At 58.0% G+C, this 16,616-nt stretch carries 15 protein-coding genes and 2 tRNA genes; 1 reads left to right on the plus strand and 16 read right to left on the minus strand.

Translation table 11 applies throughout. The features are described 5' to 3' along the window. Nucleotides 1-16: 16 nt before the first annotated feature. The 10 genes from nusA to rlmE form a co-directional block, all read right to left on the minus strand. Nucleotides 17-1,498, minus strand: coding sequence for a transcription termination factor NusA (gene nusA / locus JUI81_RS24920; protein ID WP_204125249.1), 1,482 nt, complete (start codon nt 1,496-1,498; stop codon nt 17-19). A gap of 47 nt (nt 1,499-1,545) precedes the next feature. Further along, nucleotides 1,546-2,004 carry a ribosome maturation factor RimP gene (rimP, locus tag JUI81_RS24925; protein ID WP_007973115.1) on the minus strand — a complete coding sequence of 153 codons (459 nt, stop codon included), beginning with the start codon at nt 2,002-2,004 and terminating at the stop codon, nt 1,546-1,548. 138 nt (nt 2,005-2,142) lie between these two features. Next, nucleotides 2,143-2,219: transfer RNA gene (locus JUI81_RS24930), tRNA-Met, on the minus strand. A gap of 96 nt (nt 2,220-2,315) precedes the next feature. Further along, nucleotides 2,316-2,401: transfer RNA gene (locus JUI81_RS24935), tRNA-Leu, on the minus strand. A 22-nt stretch (nt 2,402-2,423) separates the two neighbouring features. Beyond that, a complete protein-coding gene (secG, locus tag JUI81_RS24940) occupies nt 2,424-2,807 on the minus strand; it encodes a preprotein translocase subunit SecG (RefSeq protein WP_018929487.1) in 384 nt (127 codons plus the stop codon). Between the two features lie 4 nt (nt 2,808-2,811). Next, nucleotides 2,812-3,567: a triose-phosphate isomerase gene (tpiA, locus tag JUI81_RS24945; RefSeq protein ID WP_007933541.1), complete on the minus strand. Its 756-nt coding sequence runs from the start codon at nt 3,565-3,567 to the stop codon at nt 2,812-2,814. A 66-nt stretch (nt 3,568-3,633) separates the two neighbouring features. Next, nucleotides 3,634-4,971, minus strand: a complete 1,338-nt coding sequence (gene glmM, locus JUI81_RS24950; RefSeq protein WP_019582453.1) for a phosphoglucosamine mutase — start codon at nt 4,969-4,971, stop codon at nt 3,634-3,636. A 16-nt stretch (nt 4,972-4,987) separates the two neighbouring features. After that, complete coding sequence (gene folP / locus JUI81_RS24955) at nt 4,988-5,839, minus strand: dihydropteroate synthase (RefSeq protein ID WP_204125250.1); 852 nt, start codon at nt 5,837-5,839, stop codon at nt 4,988-4,990. Nucleotides 5,840-5,847: 8 nt separating this feature from the next. Further along, entirely contained in the window at nt 5,848-7,758 is a 1,911-nt protein-coding gene (gene ftsH / locus JUI81_RS24960) for an ATP-dependent zinc metalloprotease FtsH (RefSeq protein WP_018929483.1), read from the minus strand. A gap of 202 nt (nt 7,759-7,960) precedes the next feature. Continuing rightward, nucleotides 7,961-8,590, minus strand: coding sequence for a 23S rRNA (uridine(2552)-2'-O)-methyltransferase RlmE (rlmE, locus tag JUI81_RS24965; protein WP_007933535.1), 630 nt, complete (start codon nt 8,588-8,590; stop codon nt 7,961-7,963). Between the two features lie 101 nt (nt 8,591-8,691). Here rlmE and JUI81_RS24970 point away from each other — a divergent pair, with 101 nt between their 5' ends. Continuing rightward, a complete protein-coding gene (locus JUI81_RS24970; RefSeq protein ID WP_007900503.1) occupies nt 8,692-9,000 on the plus strand; it encodes a YhbY family RNA-binding protein in 309 nt (102 codons plus the stop codon). Nucleotides 9,001-9,009: 9 nt separating this feature from the next. Here the strand turns inward: JUI81_RS24970 and JUI81_RS24975 are convergent, their stop codons facing one another. The 6 genes from JUI81_RS24975 to dnaJ form a co-directional block, all read right to left on the minus strand. After that, complete coding sequence (locus JUI81_RS24975) at nt 9,010-9,414, minus strand: hypothetical protein (protein ID WP_007933533.1); 405 nt, start codon at nt 9,412-9,414, stop codon at nt 9,010-9,012. 28 nt (nt 9,415-9,442) lie between these two features. Continuing rightward, complete coding sequence (gene greA, locus JUI81_RS24980; RefSeq protein WP_018929481.1) at nt 9,443-9,919, minus strand: transcription elongation factor GreA; 477 nt, start codon at nt 9,917-9,919, stop codon at nt 9,443-9,445. Next, nucleotides 9,916-13,137 (minus strand): carbamoyl-phosphate synthase large subunit, encoded by a 3,222-nt coding sequence (gene carB / locus JUI81_RS24985; RefSeq protein ID WP_018929480.1) that lies wholly within the window; start codon nt 13,135-13,137, stop codon nt 9,916-9,918. The genes greA and carB overlap by 4 nt, the downstream gene beginning before the upstream one ends. 117 nt (nt 13,138-13,254) lie before the next feature. Continuing rightward, the gene (gene carA, locus JUI81_RS24990) at nt 13,255-14,391 is read right to left on the minus strand and encodes a glutamine-hydrolyzing carbamoyl-phosphate synthase small subunit (RefSeq protein ID WP_018929479.1); all 1,137 of its coding nucleotides are present in this window, start codon (nt 14,389-14,391) and stop codon (nt 13,255-13,257) included. A 259-nt stretch (nt 14,392-14,650) separates the two neighbouring features. Next, nucleotides 14,651-15,457, minus strand: coding sequence for a 4-hydroxy-tetrahydrodipicolinate reductase (gene dapB / locus JUI81_RS24995; protein ID WP_028939916.1), 807 nt, complete (start codon nt 15,455-15,457; stop codon nt 14,651-14,653). 9 nt (nt 15,458-15,466) lie between these two features. Next, a complete protein-coding gene (dnaJ, locus tag JUI81_RS25000) occupies nt 15,467-16,591 on the minus strand; it encodes a molecular chaperone DnaJ (protein ID WP_018929477.1) in 1,125 nt (374 codons plus the stop codon). Nucleotides 16,592-16,616: the final 25 nt, after the last annotated feature.

Consider the following 16,616-nt stretch of genomic DNA (forward strand, 5'->3'; position numbering starts at 1 on the left):
CTCAGGCCGCGCCTAATTACTCGAACCAGTGGGCTCGGGCGGCCATGATCAACTTGCCGGCACGATCATCGTCAATGCCGTCGATGTCGAGCAGGTCGTCAATAGACTGCTCGGCCAGGTCTTCGCGGGTAATTACGCCGCGCACCGCCAGTTCCATCGCCAAATCCTTGTCCATGCCCTCAAGCGAGAGCAGGTCTTCGGCCGGATGGGCGTCTGCCAGCTTTTCCTCAGTAGCGATGGCTTTGGTCAACAAACGATCCTTGGCGCGAGCGCGAAGCTCGTTGACGGTTTCTTCGTCAAAGCCGTCGATGTTGAGCATTTCTTCCAACGGTACGTAGGCAATCTCTTCCAGGCTGGTGAAACCTTCATCTACCAGCACCTGTGCCAGGTCTTCGTCGACTTCCAGCTCGTCGATGAAGTTGCGCAGGATGTCGCCGGTTTCTGCTTCTTGCTTAGCCTGGATGTCCGATTCGGTCATCACGTTCAGGGTCCAGCCAGTCAACTGGCTAGCCAGACGCACGTTCTGACCACCGCGACCGATGGCCTGAGCCAGATTGTCTGCGCCAACGGCGATGTCCATTGCATGGGCATCTTCGTCAACGATAATTGCCGCCACTTCAGCCGGCGACATTGCATTGATCACGAACTGAGCAGGGTTATCGTCCCACAGGACGATGTCCACACGCTCACCGCCCAACTCGCCGGACACTGCCTGGACGCGCGAACCGCGCATACCGATGCAAGCGCCTTGCGGATCGATGCGTTTGTCTTTGGAGCGGACCGCGATCTTGGCACGCGAACCCGGGTCACGGGATGCAGCCATTACTTCGATCAGGCCTTCAGCGATTTCCGGCACTTCGATGCGGAACAGCTCGATCAGCATTTCCGGCGCGGTACGCGACAGGATCAGCTGCGGGCCGCGGTTCTCGGTGCGGATTTCCTTGAGCAGCGCACGCAGACGCACGCCAACCCGGAAGGTTTCGCGAGAGATGATGTCTTCACGGGCCAGCAACGCTTCCGCGTTATTGCCCAGGTCGACGATCACGTTGTCGCGGGTGACTTTCTTCACGGTGCCGGAGATGATTTCCCCCAGACGCTCGCGATAGGCATCAACGACTTGAGCACGCTCGGCTTCGCGAACTTTCTGCACGATGACTTGCTTGGCAGTCTGTGCAGCAATGCGGCCGAACTCGATGGATTCGATTTTTTCTTCGACAACGTCACCGACCTTGGCGCCAGGATGCGTTTGCGCAACCTTGCTCGGCCAGGTTTCGATAGCCGGATCGTCCAGATCTGCTTCTTCGACGACCGTCCAGCGACGGAATGTCTCGTAAGCACCGGTGTGGCGATTGATTTCCACACGCAGATCGACTTCGTCCTCGAAACGTTTTTTGGTAGCAGTGGCCAGAGCCAGCTCCAGCGCTTCAAAAATTACGTTTGCCGGTACGCCCTTTTCATTGGATACCGACTCAACAACCAGCAGTACTTCTTTGCTCATCGTACGCCTCGCCTTTCGCAAGCCATTGGATCCGCGGGATCCGCGTCTCAGTCAAAACTGGGAATAATGTTGGCCTTGTCGATCATATCGATCGGCAACAGGAACTCATGGTCTTCAACCTGCACCACGACGTCCTGCTCTTCTACACCGCGCAGAAGGCCCTGAAAGTTGCGTCGACCTTCAAAAGGCGAGCGCAGCTTGATCTTCACTTGTTCACCGGCAAATTTTGCAAACTGCTCAAGAGTGAACAGTGGGCGTTCCATGCCAGGCGAGGAAACTTCAAGGGTGTATTCAACGGAGATTGGATCTTCAACATCCAGCACACCGCTGATCTGGCGACTGACGATGGCACAATCGTCCACCAGCACGCCGCCTTCTTTATCGATATAAACGCGCAACATTGAGTGGCGACCTTGAGCCGAAAACTCAATACCCCAGCATTCATAGCCTAGGGCCACGACCACCGGGGCCAGCAAGGCCTGCAACTCTTCTAGCTTGCTCGACACCTGAACCCCCTCGTGCATGTATGTGCATGCTATGCAAAATAAAAAAATGGGCGAAACGCCCATCCTTGAAACGCCGCCGAATAGCGGCGTTGAAAGTGTCCAGCTAACAAAAAGCCCCTGAAAAGGGGCTCCTTAAACTGGTTGCGGGGGCCGGATTTGAACCGACGACCTTCGGGTTATGAGCCCGACGAGCTACCAGACTGCTCCACCCCGCGACAAAGCTGGGGCGGAAGTATACGACCGATCCCTGACAGGGTCAATGTAACCTTCCACCTACAAGAAAGCCCGCAACAGCGGGCTCTCCTGATAATTGGTACCGAGAAGGGGACTCGAACCCCTACACCCTATGGGCACAACCACCTCAAGGTTGCGTGTCTACCAATTCCACCACCTCGGCAATACTACGTTTGAAACTCTTCTTACTTCTGCTCTTGAGCTGGAGGCACGTCAGTCGCTGGAGTAGCCGACTTTTGCTCTTGAAGCACCGGGACATCATCAGAAGCCGGTTTTTGCTTTGGAACTTCCAACACTGCTGGGTTTGGCAAACCTACTTGAGTCAGCTGGTGAGCTTTCTCTTTAGCAAAGTAACCTAACCCCAAGCTGGTCATGAAGAAACCGGCGGCAAGTATAGCAGTAAACTTACTAAGAAAGGTAGAGGTACCTTGGCTTCCGAACACAGTATTTGAAGCACCTGCTCCGAAAGATGCACCAGCGTCCGCACCTTTACCCTGCTGCAGCAATACCAGAGCAACTACGCCCAACGCACCCAGCAGATGAAAAACGACTACGACTGTTTCCAGCATTTTTTCAGTTTCCCGCGGCGCGACAAATCGCACCGAACTCATCTGCATTCAGGGAAGCTCCACCAATGAGCCCCCCATCGATATCCGGCATGCCGAACAGTTCGGCCGCATTGGCCGCCTTCACGCTGCCGCCGTATAGAAGCCGCACACCTTGTGCGACTTCAGAATTCTCTGCCGCCAACTGGGCGCGAATGGCTGCGTGCACATCCTGCGCTTGTTGCGGCGAAGCAGTCAGCCCGGTACCAATGGCCCAGACCGGCTCGTAAGCAATTACTGCCTTTGCAAAAGCACCAACACCCAGCTCCTCGATGATGCTGCCCAGCTGACGCCCGACAACCTCAAGAGTTTTTCCAGCTTCGCGCTGCTCGAGGGTTTCCCCTACACACAACACCGGAATCAAGCCACATGCCTGTGCTGCCGCAAATTTGCGATTCAGCGTCCCGTCGAGCTCGCCCATTATCTGGCGGCGCTCGGAGTGCCCGACAAGCACCAGGGAACAACCTGCATCCACTAACTGACTCGGCGAAATTTCACCTGTCAACGCACCCTGCCCGGATTCAATCGCAGAGTTCTGCGCGCCGACCGAAATCGACTTCCCTTGCAAACCATCAATCACTTGATTGATATACAAGCAAGGCGGGAACACCGCGACATCAACACCGCTCGGCAAGGCCAGATGACGAAGGCCGTCGATCAGCTCAGCGACGCTGGCGCGGGTACCGTGCATCTTCCAGTTACCAGCTACCATAGGGCGACGCATGCTGTACCTCGTCGGTCAAAGTGGGCGCAGATGTTACCCAACACAATCATGGCTGGCAAGCCGAAATCAGGCAGAAACTTCAGTTACCAGTTTTGCCAGCTCTTCGGCGTAATCGCGAACCTGCGTTTCGTCCTCGCCTTCGACCATGACACGCACCAGCGGCTCTGTCCCGGACTTGCGCAACAACACGCGCCCGCGACCCGCCATCGCTTGAGTGACACGATCACTGGCCTCCTTGACAGTCGGATGCTCAAGCGGGCTCACACCACCGCCAAACCGCACATTGATCAACACCTGAGGGCACTTGCGCAACGCCTGACGCGACTGAGCCAGGCCTTCTGCGCGCCGCTTCAACGCCATCAAGACCTGCAATGCAGCAATGATCGCATCACCGGTAGTGGTGTGACTGAAGCAGACAATGTGCCCCGAGTTTTCACCGCCCACCAGCCAATCGCGCTCCAGCAACTCGGAGATGACGTAACGGTCACCAACGTTGGCCCGCACAAAAGGAATCGCCAGATCCGCCAGGGCCAACTCCAGCCCCAGGTTACTCATCAGCGTACCGACCACACCGCCCTGCAACTTGCCACGCTCTTGCAGATCGCGAGCGATGATGAACAGCAGCTCGTCACCATCGACGACAGCACCGGTGTGATCAACCATCTGCACCCGATCACCATCACCGTCGAAGGCAATACCCAAATCGGCGTGCTCGGCCAGTACGGCCGCTTGCAGCGGCGCCATATGGGTCGAACCGCAATTATCATTGATGTTCAGGCCGTTGGGATGGGCAGAAAGCACAACGACATCAGCCCCCAACTCACGGAACACGCTAGGCGCCACTTTATAAGTCGCGCCGTGAGCACAATCGAGCACGATCTTCAGGCCGGCAAAACTGGTGCCGGTGGGAACGCTGCTCTTGCAGAATTCGATATAACGGCCCGAGGCATCGTTGATTCGCGACACTTTGCCGATCTTGCTCGACTCAACCACGGTCATCGGGGTGTCTAGCAGCTCTTCGATCATCAGCTCGACTTCATCCGGGAGCTTGGTGCCCTTACCAGAGAAAAACTTGATGCCGTTGTCGTCATGAGGGTTATGCGAAGCGCTGATCACGATGCCGGCTTCGGCATGAAAGGTCCGCGTCAAATAGGCGATGGCCGGAGTCGGCATTGGCCCCAACAGCATCACATCAGCACCGGCCGAGGTCAGCCCAGCCTCAAGCGCCGACTCGAACATGTAACCGGAGATACGGGTGTCCTTGCCCACGAGCACCTTGCAGGCGCCCATGCTGCGAAATGCCATGCCCGCCGCCCAGCCGAGCTTGAGCATGAAATCAGGAGTGATAGGGTATTGACCGACCCGACCACGGATGCCGTCGGTGCCAAAGTATTTCTTGCTCATAAGTACTCCATCATTCTTATTCGGCTGATTCTACGGCGGCAATCATCCGCACCACGTCAACTGTTTCCGCCACATCATGGACGCGCAATATACGCGCACCTTTGACCGAAGCCAGTGCCGCAAGTGCCAGACCTCCATGCAGACGCTCACCCACTGGACGATTCAACGCCTGCCCGATCATGCTTTTTCGCGACACCCCGACCAACAGGGGCCGCCCCAAGGCATGCAGGGCCTCCATGTGTTTAAACAAGCTTAGGTTGTGCTGCAGGGTTTTCGCGAAGCCGAAGCCCGGATCAAGAATGATCCGCTCAGCAGGGATACCTACCGAGGCACACTGAACCATGCGTTCGGCAAGAAACTCGCCGACCTCTTTCGTAACATCCTGGTACTGAGGGTTGTCCTGCATGTCGCCCGGCTCGCCGAGCATATGCATCAGGCACACCGGCAAACCGGTGGCCGCCGCTGCATCCAGAGCACCATCTCGACGCAACGAGCGCACGTCATTGATCAACCCTGCCCCCAGCCTTGCGGTTTCACGCATGACGGCAGGCGTGGAGGTATCGACCGAGATAATCACATCCAGTTCGCGACTGATGCGCTCAACGATAGGCGCTACGCGATCGAGCTCTTCAAGCGGCGAAACGGCCCTGGCACCGGGCCGGGTCGATTCACCACCGACGTCGATCAGCGTCGCACCGGCCGCCACCATCGCCTCGGCGTGGCGCAGGGCCGCGTCCAGCTGGCTGTATCGGCCGCCATCGGAAAAGGAATCGGGAGTGACATTGAGAATGCCCATGACATGCGTCTGGGCCAAATCAAGAACCCGGTTGCCGCAAGGCAACCGGGTCGAGGACTGAACAGAAGTCATTTCAAACCTTAAACGTCAGCAGCCGGGCCACCGATAGGTGTTTCCGGACGCCCATCCTGCACCACCGGAGGCGTGCCGGAAGTGTCGTTGCCGCCAGACCAGTCGCGAGGTTCGCGAGGCGTACGACCCGCCATGATGTCATCGATCTGATCGGCATCGATCGTCTCGTACTTCATCAAGGCATCCGCCATCGCATCAAGCTTGTCACGGTTATCCGTGAGGATCTGCTTGGCCGTGCCGTAGCACTGATCAATGATGCTGCGCACTTCGGAGTCGATCAGCTTGGCCGTCTCGCCAGAGAAACTGGCATGCTGACCACCGCCGCCACGACCGAGGAACACTTCGCCCTCTTCTTCGGCGTACATCAATGGACCGAGTTTTTCCGACAACCCCCACTTGGTCACCATGTTTCGTGCTATCTGGCTGGCACGCATGATGTCGTTGGACGCACCGGTGGTGACGCCATCGAAGCCCAGGGTCATTTCTTCAGCGATACGACCGCCGTACAGCGAGCAGATCTGGCTGATCAGTGCACGCTTGGACAGACTGTAACGATCTTCTTCCGGCAGGAACATGGTCACACCAAGTGCGCGACCGCGCGGAATGATCGACACCTTGTAGACCGGATCATGCTCAGGCACGACGCGACCGACGATAGCGTGGCCGGCTTCGTGATAAGCGGTGTTCTGCTTTTCTTTCTCGGACATGACCATGGATTTGCGCTCGGCACCCATCATGATCTTGTCTTTAGCCAGTTCGAACTCTTTCATCTCGACGATGCGCTTGCCGGCACGAGCCGCAAACAACGAAGCCTCGTTCACCAGGTTGGCCAGGTCAGCACCGGAGAAACCAGGAGTACCACGAGCAATCACGGCCGGAGCGACATCGTCACCCATTGGCACTTTGCGCATATGGACTTTGAGAATCTGCTCGCGACCGCGGATGTCCGGCAGGCCAACCACGACCTGGCGGTCGAAGCGGCCCGGACGCAGCAACGCAGGGTCCAGTACGTCCGGACGGTTGGTCGCGGCGATGACGATGATGCCGTCATTCATTTCGAAGCCGTCCATCTCTACCAGCAACTGGTTGAGGGTCTGCTCGCGCTCATCGTGACCACCACCCATGCCGGCACCACGGTGGCGACCAACGGCGTCGATTTCATCGATGAAGATGATGCATGGCGCATGTTTCTTCGCCTGCTCGAACATGTCACGGACACGGCTGGCACCGACGCCGACGAACATTTCGACGAAATCGGAACCGGAAATAGTAAAGAACGGTACTTTGGCTTCACCGGCAATCGCCTTGGCCAGCAAGGTTTTACCGGTACCCGGAGGACCAACCATCAGTACGCCGCGAGGAATGCGACCGCCCAGGCGCTGGAACTTGCCCGGATCACGCAGGAACTCGACCAGCTCGCCGACCTCTTCCTTGGCTTCGTCACAACCTGCAACGTCAGCCAGGGTGGTTTTCACCTGATCTTCGGAGAGCAGGCGCGCCTTGCTCTTGCCGAAACTCATCGGCCCACCCTTGCCACCGGCACCGCCCTGCATCTGCCGCATGAAAAACATGAAGACGGCGATGATCACCAGGATCGGGAAGCTTGCGACCAGGAGTTGAGTCCAGATGCTTTGCTGCTCAGGCTGCTTGCCTTCGACCACAACGTGGTTATCCACGAGGTCGCCGATCAGACCGTTGTCCTGGATTGCCGGACGAATGGTCTTGAAGCTGTCGCCATCGTTGCGCTTGCCGGTAATCACGTAGCCATCAACCGCTACGCGCTCGACCTTGCCATCCTTGACCTGCTGGATGAAGTCGGAATAGTTGAGGGTCTGCGGCTCGTTAGGGCTGGAGAAGTTGTTCATCACCGTCACCAGGACAGCCGCGATGATCAACCACAGGATCAGATTCTTTGCCATATCGTTCAATTAACTACCCTCTGAAGCAAGCTCCGCTAATGGCGCGCGCTTCGCATGATATTCACCGGCCTAACTTACTACATTACCTACGGCTCTGGCAGGCGCCGTCTGTAACCCTTTGTGAAACACTTTCTACACGATATTCGCTAATGCACGCGGGGCGAAATATGAAAAACCTATCACCCCGCCAAAAAACCTCGTTTTACTCACTACGCCCGCGGTAACCCCAAGCCAACATGTATTGCTCGCGGGAACTGTCACGGGAAGAGTCTGGCTTGATCATCTGGATCTTGTCGAATTTCCGACGAGCATCCTTCAGGTAAACATCAAATCCTTCGCCCTGAAAAATCTTGATCACAAAATTACCACCCGGCTTGAGTATCCGTTCCGCCAAATCAAGCGCCAGCTCGCAAAGAAACATGGCTTTTGGCATGTCCACTTCAGGCGTACCACTCATATTGGGGGCCATATCGGAAATCACAAGGTCCACCTGCGAATTACCCACAGCTTCAAGGATCCGCGTGAGCACTTCGTCCTCGGTGAAGTCCCCCTGAATGAAAGTCACGTCCGGAATGCTGTCCATTTCCAGAATGTCCGAGGCGATCAGACGCCCCTGACCACCAATCAGACGGCTAGTCACCTGCGACCACCCCCCGGGCGCTGCACCCAGGTCGACAACGCTCATGCCGGGACGGATCAGCTTGTATTTCTCCTGGACCTCCAGAAGTTTGTAACTCGCACGCGAGCGGTAGCCATCCTTCTGCGCCTGCTTCACATAGGGATCGTTGACATGTCTTTTCAGCCAACCAAGGCTTGTCTTGGAACGCGCCATTGGGCACCTCGATGATAAGGGTCGTGATTAATTGGGCGGATCCACGAGCCCTCGGGTAAAATGGCCGCCATTTTACAGAATCCAGACGAAAGGGTCAGATTATGCCGCTCACTCAAGAGCAGAAGAAACAGTACAAGTCCATTGGCCACCATCTGAAACCAGTTTTGATTGTGGCTGACAACGGCCTGACTGAAGGTGTATTAGCCGAACTTGAACGCGCTTTGGCGGATCACGAGCTGATCAAAATCAAGCTCAACATCCTCGATCGCGAATCGCGCCTGGCAGCCATTGCAGAACTCTGCAAGGCCGGCAAAGCCGATCTGGTTCAGGTCATCGGCAAGATGGCACTGATTTATCGCAAGAACTTCAGCGTCAACAAGCAGTTGTCGAACGTCCATCGCTTCAAGTGATGGCAAGGGTCAAGGGTGTGCTTCGCGCACCCTGACACTCCATCCAGGCACCGGCTGCATCACCAGCACCAGCCCGGAAAAGCCCAGGACAAGATAGCTGAACAACTGCCAATGCAGCGCCTGCGGCCAACCGAAGCGTACTGCGAAATACATCGCGCACCCATACAGCGCCATCAGCAGCAGTTGCCCGCGAATATCCCGCCATAGACTGGCAAGGCCCTCGGCCTGTACCAGCACCAAAGCCTGAAAAATCACACTTGCTGTGGCGAATCCCACCATCAGCGTATTCAGCGCACCTGCAATTTCGTCGATCAGCAGCGGCGCCAGGCCTATTTGCCCCAGCACCGGCAGCAGACCGATGTGCAACAACCACAAGCCGCCAACCCAGAGCATCTGGGTCAGCTGCCAAAGCATGGCACCCGCACGTAGCGGGCGCCTTCTTTCAGATGTGGCGAACTTCGACAATCTCATACTCGATAACGCCACCCGGCGTTTTGACCGCCACCACATCACCCTCTTCCTTGGCGATCAAGGCACGGGCGATCGGCGAACCGACGGAGATCTTGCCGAGTTTGATGTCTGCTTCATCCTCACCAACGATCTGGTAAGTCACGCTTTCATCGGTCTCGACATTGGCGATTTCGACGGTGGTGCCGAAAATCACCTTGCCGGTGTGCTCGATGGTCGTTACGTCGATGACCACAGCGTTTTGCATGCGGCCTTCAATGTCACGAATCCGCGCCTCGACCATCCCCTGCTGCTCGCGAGCAGCGTGGTATTCGGCGTTTTCCTTCAAGTCACCCAACTCGCGGGCCGTACCGATGTCCTGACTGAGTTTCGGACGAACGACCTTGGTCAGATGAGCGTGTTCTTCTTCCAGGGCTTTAGCGCCCTTGACGGTCATTGGGTATTTGATCATGCCTTCAATCCTGCGTGTAGATCCTGCAAGCGGCGCACGGTCTTCTCAGGACCGAACTTCAGCGCTTCGCAGATAGCTTCGCCAGCAGCAATAGTAGTGGTGCAGTAGATCTTGTGCTGCAAGGCATTACGACGAATGGAGTAGGAATCAGCGATCGACTGACGACCTTCGGTGGTGTTGATGATCAGAGTGACTTCGTCATTCTTGATCATGTCGACCACGTGCGGACGACCCTCAGTCACCTTGTTCACACGACGCACTTTCAGGCCTGCAGCTTCGATCAGCTTGGCAGTACCGGCAGTGGCGACCACTTCGAAGCCCAAGTTGATCAGATCACGGGCCACGCCTGCAACCAGCGGCTTGTCATCGTCGCGCACGCTGATGAACGCAGTACCACCGGTTGGCAGCACTTCACTGGCGCCCATCTGAGCCTTGGCAAAGGCTTCGCCGAAGGTGTCGCCCACGCCCATCACTTCACCGGTGGACTTCATCTCTGGGCCCAGGATCGGGTCCACGCCAGGGAATTTGGCGAATGGGAACACCGCCTCTTTCACGCTGTAGAAGTTCGGAATGATTTCTTTGGTGAAGCCGATTTCCTTCAGGGTTTTACCGGCCATCACGCGAGCCGCGACCATCGCCAGGGACACACCGATGCACTTGGAGACGAACGGTACGGTACGGGATGCGCGCGGGTTGACTTCGATGACGTAGATGTCTTCGCCTTGCAGCGCCAACTGAACGTTCATCAGGCCGACCACGCCCAGTTCCAGGGCCATTTTCTTGACCTGTTCGCGCATCTCGTCCTGGATATGTGCAGGCAGCGAATACGGCGGCAGGGAGCACGCGGAGTCACCGGAGTGAACGCCGGCCTGCTCAATGTGCTGCATGATCGCGCCGATCACCACGTCGGTGCCGTCGCAGACCGCATCCACATCCATTTCGATTGCGCAGTTGAGGAAGTGGTCCAGCAGCACCGGGCTGTCGTTGGACACTTGAACCGCTTCACGCAGGTAGCGCTTGAGTTCTTCTTCTTCGTAAACGATTTCCATCGCACGGCCGCCCAGTACGTAGGACGGACGAACCACCAACGGGTAACCGATTTTGGCGGCGGCACGAATCGCTTCATCTTCGCTGCGCACGGTGGCGTTAGGCGGCTGACGCAGGTTCAGACGCTCAACCATCTGCTGGAAGCGCTCACGGTCTTCGGCGCGGTCGATGGCGTCAGGACTGGTGCCGATGATCGGCACGCCGGCGGCTTCCAGGGCACGGGCCAGTTTCAGCGGGGTTTGACCGCCGTACTGAACAATCACGCCTTTTGGCTTCTCGACGCGGACGATTTCCAGCACGTCTTCCAGGGTCACCGGCTCGAAGTACAGACGATCGGAGGTGTCGTAGTCGGTGGAAACGGTTTCCGGGTTGCAGTTGACCATGATGGTCTCGTACCCGTCATCGCGCAGGGCCAGTGCTGCGTGTACGCAGCAATAGTCGAACTCGATGCCCTGGCCGATGCGGTTTGGACCGCCACCCAGGATCATGATCTTGTCGCGACCCGACGGCGCGGCTTCGCACTCTTCCTCGTAAGTCGAGTACAGGTACGCGGTGTCGGTGGCGAACTCGGCGGCGCAGGTGTCGACGCGCTTGTAGACCGGGAACACTTCCAGCTTGTGACGATGGGTACGCAGGTTCTTCTCGGTGACGCCCAGCAGCTTGGCCAGACGTTGATCGGAGAAGCCTTTACGCTTGAGGCGGAACATCAGGTCGCGGTCGATAGCGGACAGACCCAGGGTCTTGACCTTCTCTTCTTCCTTGATCAGATCTTCGATCTGCACCAGGAACCACGGGTCGATCATGTTCATGCCGAAGATGTCTTCGACCGACAGGCCCGCGCGGAACGCGTCAGCCACGTACCAGATACGCTCGGCACCCGGCACGGTCAGTTCGCGCTTGAGGATGCTCATGCTTTCCGGGTTGCTCAGGTCGAGCTTCTCGTCCAGGCCGCAAACACCCACTTCCAGCCCGCGCAGAGCTTTCTGCAGGGATTCCTGGAAGGTCCGGCCGATGGCCATGACTTCACCGACCGACTTCATTTGAGTGGTCAGGCGTGCGTCGGCTTTCGGGAATTTCTCGAAGGCAAAGCGTGGCAGCTTGGTGACGACGTAGTCGATGGACGGTTCGAAGGACGCCGGGGTCTTGCCGCCGGTGATGTCGTTCGACAGTTCGTCGAGGGTGTAACCGACGGCCAGTTTCGCCGCGACCTTGGCGATCGGGAAACCGGTGGCTTTCGATGCCAGGGCCGAGGAACGGGATACCCGCGGGTTCATCTCGATGACCACCATGCGACCAGTGTTCGGGCAGATGCCGAACTGGACGTTGGAGCCGCCGGTTTCCACGCCGATCTCGCGCAGTACCGCCAGGGAGGCGTTACGCAGGATCTGGTATTCCTTGTCGGTCAGGGTCTGCGCGGGGGCAACCGTGATCGAGTCACCGGTGTGCACGCCCATCGGGTCGAAGTTTTCGATGGAGCAGACGATGATGCAGTTGTCCTTTTTATCGCGGACAACTTCCATCTCGTATTCTTTCCAGCCAATCAGCGATTCGTCGATCAGCAGCTCTTTGGTCGGCGACAGATCCAGACCGCGGGCGCAGATTTCTTCGAATTCTTCACGGTTGTAAGCGATACCGCCACCGGTGCCGCCCATGGTGAAGGACGGACGAATGATGCACGGGAAGCCCAGACGATCGAGAACCGCGTTGGCCTCTTCCATGCTATGGGCGATACCCGAACGCGGGCAGTCCAGACCGATGGATTTCATCGCCTTGTCGAAACGCGAACGGTCTTCAGCCTTGTCGATGGTGTCAGCATTGGCACCGATCATCTCTACGCCGAACTTCTCCAGAACACCTTCGCGCTCCAGGTCCAGGGCGCAGTTCAGGGCGGTCTGGCCGCCCATGGTCGGCAGCAGCGCGTCCGGACGCTCTTTCTCGATGATCTTGGCAACGGTCTGCCACTTGATCGGTTCGATGTAGGTGGCGTCGGCCATGGCCGGGTCGGTCATGATGGTCGCCGGGTTGGAGTTCACCAGGATGACGCGGTAACCCTCCTCGCGCAGGGCTTTACAGGCCTGGGCGCCGGAGTAGTCGAATTCGCAGGCCTGGCCGATCACGATCGGGCCAGCGCCGAGAATCAGGATGCTTTTAATGTCTGTACGTTTTGGCATGGGTTGTCACTCAAATCCGCAGGTCAGTCGGCAAGCCGTCTTGTTCAATCTCTGAAGCCTTGAGGGGGCCGCCGGTTTCGGGACCGCCCCCAGGCTTCGCTACATCAGGGCGAGCGATTAGCGTCGCTTGGCCATTTCGTTGATGAAGCGATCAAACAGTGGCGCTACGTCGTTCGGGCCAGGGCTGGCTTCAGGGTGACCCTGGAAGCTGAAGGCGCTCTTGTCGGTACGCTCGATGCCTTGCAGGGTGCCGTCGAACAGCGATTTGTGGATCGCCCGAACGTTGCCTGGCAGGGTCGCTTCGTCTACCGCGAAACCGTGGTTCTGGCTGGTGATCATCACCACACCGCTGTCCAGATCCTGAACCGGGTGGTTTGCACCGTGGTGGCCGTGGCCCATTTTCAGGGTCTTGGCACCGGAGGCCAGAGCCAGCAGTTGGTGGCCGAGGCAGATACCGAATACCGGGATCTCGGTTTCCAGCACGTCTTTAATGGCCTGGATCGCGTAGTCGCATGGCTCAGGGTCACCCGGGCCGTTGGACAGGAACACGCCGTCCGGCTTCAGAGCCAGAACGTCAGCCGCCGGCGTTTGAGCTGGCACCACAGTCACGCGGCAACCGCGCTCGACCAGCATGCGCAGGATGTTCAGCTTGACGCCGTAGTCGTAGGCAACCACGTGGTATGGCAGATCGGAAGCGTCGATGGTCGCGTGGCTGTCGGTCTTCAAGTCCCAGACAGTCGAGCGCCACTCGTACTTCTCTTTGGTGCTGACGACTTTCGCCAGGTCCATGCCTTTGAGGCCAGGGAAGCCCTGGGCAGCGGCGATGGCGGCTTCTTCGGAAATGTTGTCACCGGCCATGATGCAGCCGTTCTGCGCGCCTTTCTCACGCAGGATGCGTGTCAGGCGGCGAGTGTCGATACCGGCGATAGCCACGACGTTGTTGGCTTTCAGGTAGTCGGACAGAGACATCGTGTTGCGCCAGTTGCTCGCAACCAGTGGCAGGTCACGGATGACCAGGCCAGCGGACCAGACGCGATCGGACTCGGCGTCTTCCGGCGTGGTGCCGGTGTTGCCGATGTGCGGGTAAGTCAGGGTAACGATCTGTTGGGCGTAGGAAGGATCGGTAAGGATTTCCTGATAGCCGGTCATTGCGGTGTTGAACACCACCTCACCAACGGTTTGACCGTCGGCTCCAATGGCTTCGCCGCGAAAAATGCTGCCATCAGCAAGGGCGAGTATGGCTGGCTTAGTCAAGAAGACCTCCCGTAAATAAAGCCTGAAAGGGCGATCGCAGGTTGTAAAAAAGCGGAGTGACGTATGGACACGTCACCCCGCTTCTTCATCGAATTATTCTGCGCGCTTTTAGTGGACACACTAAAGCTGTAGCTTACAGAAAAAGGCATTTTTGGTCTACCGCCAATGAGCCCTAAAGGCCGGAGAATGCGACAGGACGTCGCTTGGCGGTTTAAAACCGGGCTCAAAGGCTATGTTTGAACCCGGTTTCGGCTACATCTTAACGCAGGTCGAGCACGTCTTGCATGTCGTAAAGGCCTGGCTCACGACCGTCCAGCCACAAAGCCGCACGTACAGCACCCTTGGCGAAGGTCATGCGACTCGATGCCTTGTGCGTGATTTCCAGTCGCTCGCCCTCGCAGGCGAACAGCACCGTATGATCACCAACCACATCACCACCGCGAACAGTCGCAAAGCCGATCGTTTCACGCTCGCGCGCACCGGTGTGACCTTCACGCCCATAGACCGCAACCTTCTGCAGATCACGATCCAGCGCATTGGCGATTACTTCGCCCATACGCAGCGCCGTGCCCGAAGGCGCATCGATCTTGTGCCGATGGTGAGCCTCGATGATTTCGATATCCGCATCATCACCCAGCACGCGCGCCGCCATGTCGAGCAGCTTCAGCGACAGGTTTACACCGACGCTGAAATTGGCCGCGAACACGATAGGAATATCCTTGCCCGCCTCGGCCAGCAACTGCTTCTGCGCGGCATCCAATCCTGTCGTGCCGATCACCATGGCCTTGCCCGCCTTACGGCAGAAAGCCAGGTTTTTCAGCATGACTTCCGGGAGCGTGAAGTCGATCAGCACGTCGAACTCATCAGCCACCGAATCCAGACTACCGGACAGCGGCACACCAATACGCCCCAATGAGGCCAGCTCACCGGCATCCACGCCAATCAGCGTACTGCCAGGGCGCACGATGGCGGCGGTCAGACCGGTCAGCGGCGCGCGCTGCTGCACCGCCTCGATCAAAATCTTGCCCATGCGGCCGGCGGCACCCATCACAGCTATACGTCGCATGCTCACTCCTTACAAATCGCCGAAGAAGCGCTTCACGCCTTCGAACCAACCGGTGGTTTTCGGCGAATGACTGTTGTCGTCGGCCAAGGAGCTGCGGAACTCTTCCAGCAATTCGCGCTGGCGACGACCCAGGTTGACCGGGGTTTCGACCGCCACACGGCACATCAGGTCGCCAGCGCCGCCACCACGAACCGGCGCAACGCCTTTGCCGCGAACACGGAACTGCTTGCCAGTCTGAGTCCCCTCAGGGATCTTCAGCTTGACCCGACCATCAAGGGTCGGAATCTCCAGCTCGCCGCCCAACGCTGCATCGACGAAGCTGATCGGCACTTCGCAGAACAGGTGTTTGCCATCACGCTGGAAGATCGCGTGCTCACGCACATTGATCACCACGTACAGATCGCCGGTCGGACCACCCTGCGCGCCTGCTTCGCCTTCGCCGGACAGACGAATACGGTCACCGGTATCGACACCGGCCGGCACTTTGACGGAAAGCGTCTTGTACTCTTCGACACGACCTTCGCCGTGGCAGGAATCGCACGGATCGGAAATGATCTTGCCCTGGCCATGGCATCGCGGGCAGGTCTGCTGCACCGAGAAGAAGCCTTGCTGCATGCGTACCTGACCGATACCGCCACACGTCGGGCAGGTGACCGGCGAGGAGCCTTTCTTGGCACCCGAGCCGTCACACGGCTTGCAGTTGACCAGTGTCGGAACACGGATATTCACGGTTGTGCCACGTACCGCTTCTTCCAGGTTCAACTCCAGCGTGTAACGCAGGTCGCTGCCACGCTGAGCGCCGCCACGGGAGCCACCGCGACCGCCACCGAAGAAGTCACTGAAGACATCGCCAAAGATATCGGAGAAGTTCTGGCCGCCAAAACCGGCGCCGCCGCCACCCATGCTCGGGTCGACACCGGCATGACCGTATTGGTCATAGGCCGCGCGCTTGCTGGAATCGGACAGCACTTCGTAGGCCTCGTTGGCCTCCTTGAACATATCTTCCGACGCTTTGTCATCGGGATTACGGTCCGGGTGGTGCTTCATCGCCAGGCGGCGGTAGGCCTTTTTCAGGTCTGCTTCGCTTGAGCCACGCTCAACACCCAATACTTCGTAATAGTCACGCTTTGCCATAAGTCTTTGCACTCTTAAGGACGTT

Source organism: Pseudomonas sp. 008 (assembly GCF_016861935.1).
Classification (GTDB): Bacteria; Pseudomonadota; Gammaproteobacteria; order Pseudomonadales; family Pseudomonadaceae; genus Aquipseudomonas.

Excerpts from the sequence above, each read along its gene's own strand:
- nusA (WP_204125249.1), bottom strand. The coding sequence starts at position 1,498 with ATGAGCAAAGAAGTACTGCTGGTTGTTGAGTCGGTATCCAATGAAAAG.
- secG (WP_018929487.1), bottom strand. The coding sequence starts at position 2,807 with ATGCTGGAAACAGTCGTAGTCGTTTTTCATCTGCTGGGTGCGTTGGGC.
- tpiA (WP_007933541.1), bottom strand. The coding sequence starts at position 3,567 with ATGCGTCGCCCTATGGTAGCTGGTAACTGGAAGATGCACGGTACCCGC.
- glmM (WP_019582453.1), bottom strand. The coding sequence starts at position 4,971 with ATGAGCAAGAAATACTTTGGCACCGACGGCATCCGTGGTCGGGTCGGT.
- folP (WP_204125250.1), bottom strand. The coding sequence starts at position 5,839 with ATGACTTCTGTTCAGTCCTCGACCCGGTTGCCTTGCGGCAACCGGGTT.
- ftsH (WP_018929483.1), bottom strand. The coding sequence starts at position 7,758 with ATGGCAAAGAATCTGATCCTGTGGTTGATCATCGCGGCTGTCCTGGTG.
- rlmE (WP_007933535.1), bottom strand. The coding sequence starts at position 8,590 with ATGGCGCGTTCCAAGACAAGCCTTGGTTGGCTGAAAAGACATGTCAAC.
- JUI81_RS24970 (WP_007900503.1), top strand. The coding sequence starts at position 8,692 with ATGCCGCTCACTCAAGAGCAGAAGAAACAGTACAAGTCCATTGGCCAC.
- JUI81_RS24975 (WP_007933533.1), bottom strand. The coding sequence starts at position 9,414 with ATGCTTTGGCAGCTGACCCAGATGCTCTGGGTTGGCGGCTTGTGGTTG.
- greA (WP_018929481.1), bottom strand. The coding sequence starts at position 9,919 with ATGATCAAATACCCAATGACCGTCAAGGGCGCTAAAGCCCTGGAAGAA.
- carB (WP_018929480.1), bottom strand. The coding sequence starts at position 13,137 with ATGCCAAAACGTACAGACATTAAAAGCATCCTGATTCTCGGCGCTGGC.
- dapB (WP_028939916.1), bottom strand. The coding sequence starts at position 15,457 with ATGCGACGTATAGCTGTGATGGGTGCCGCCGGCCGCATGGGCAAGATT.
- dnaJ (WP_018929477.1), bottom strand. The coding sequence starts at position 16,591 with ATGGCAAAGCGTGACTATTACGAAGTATTGGGTGTTGAGCGTGGCTCA.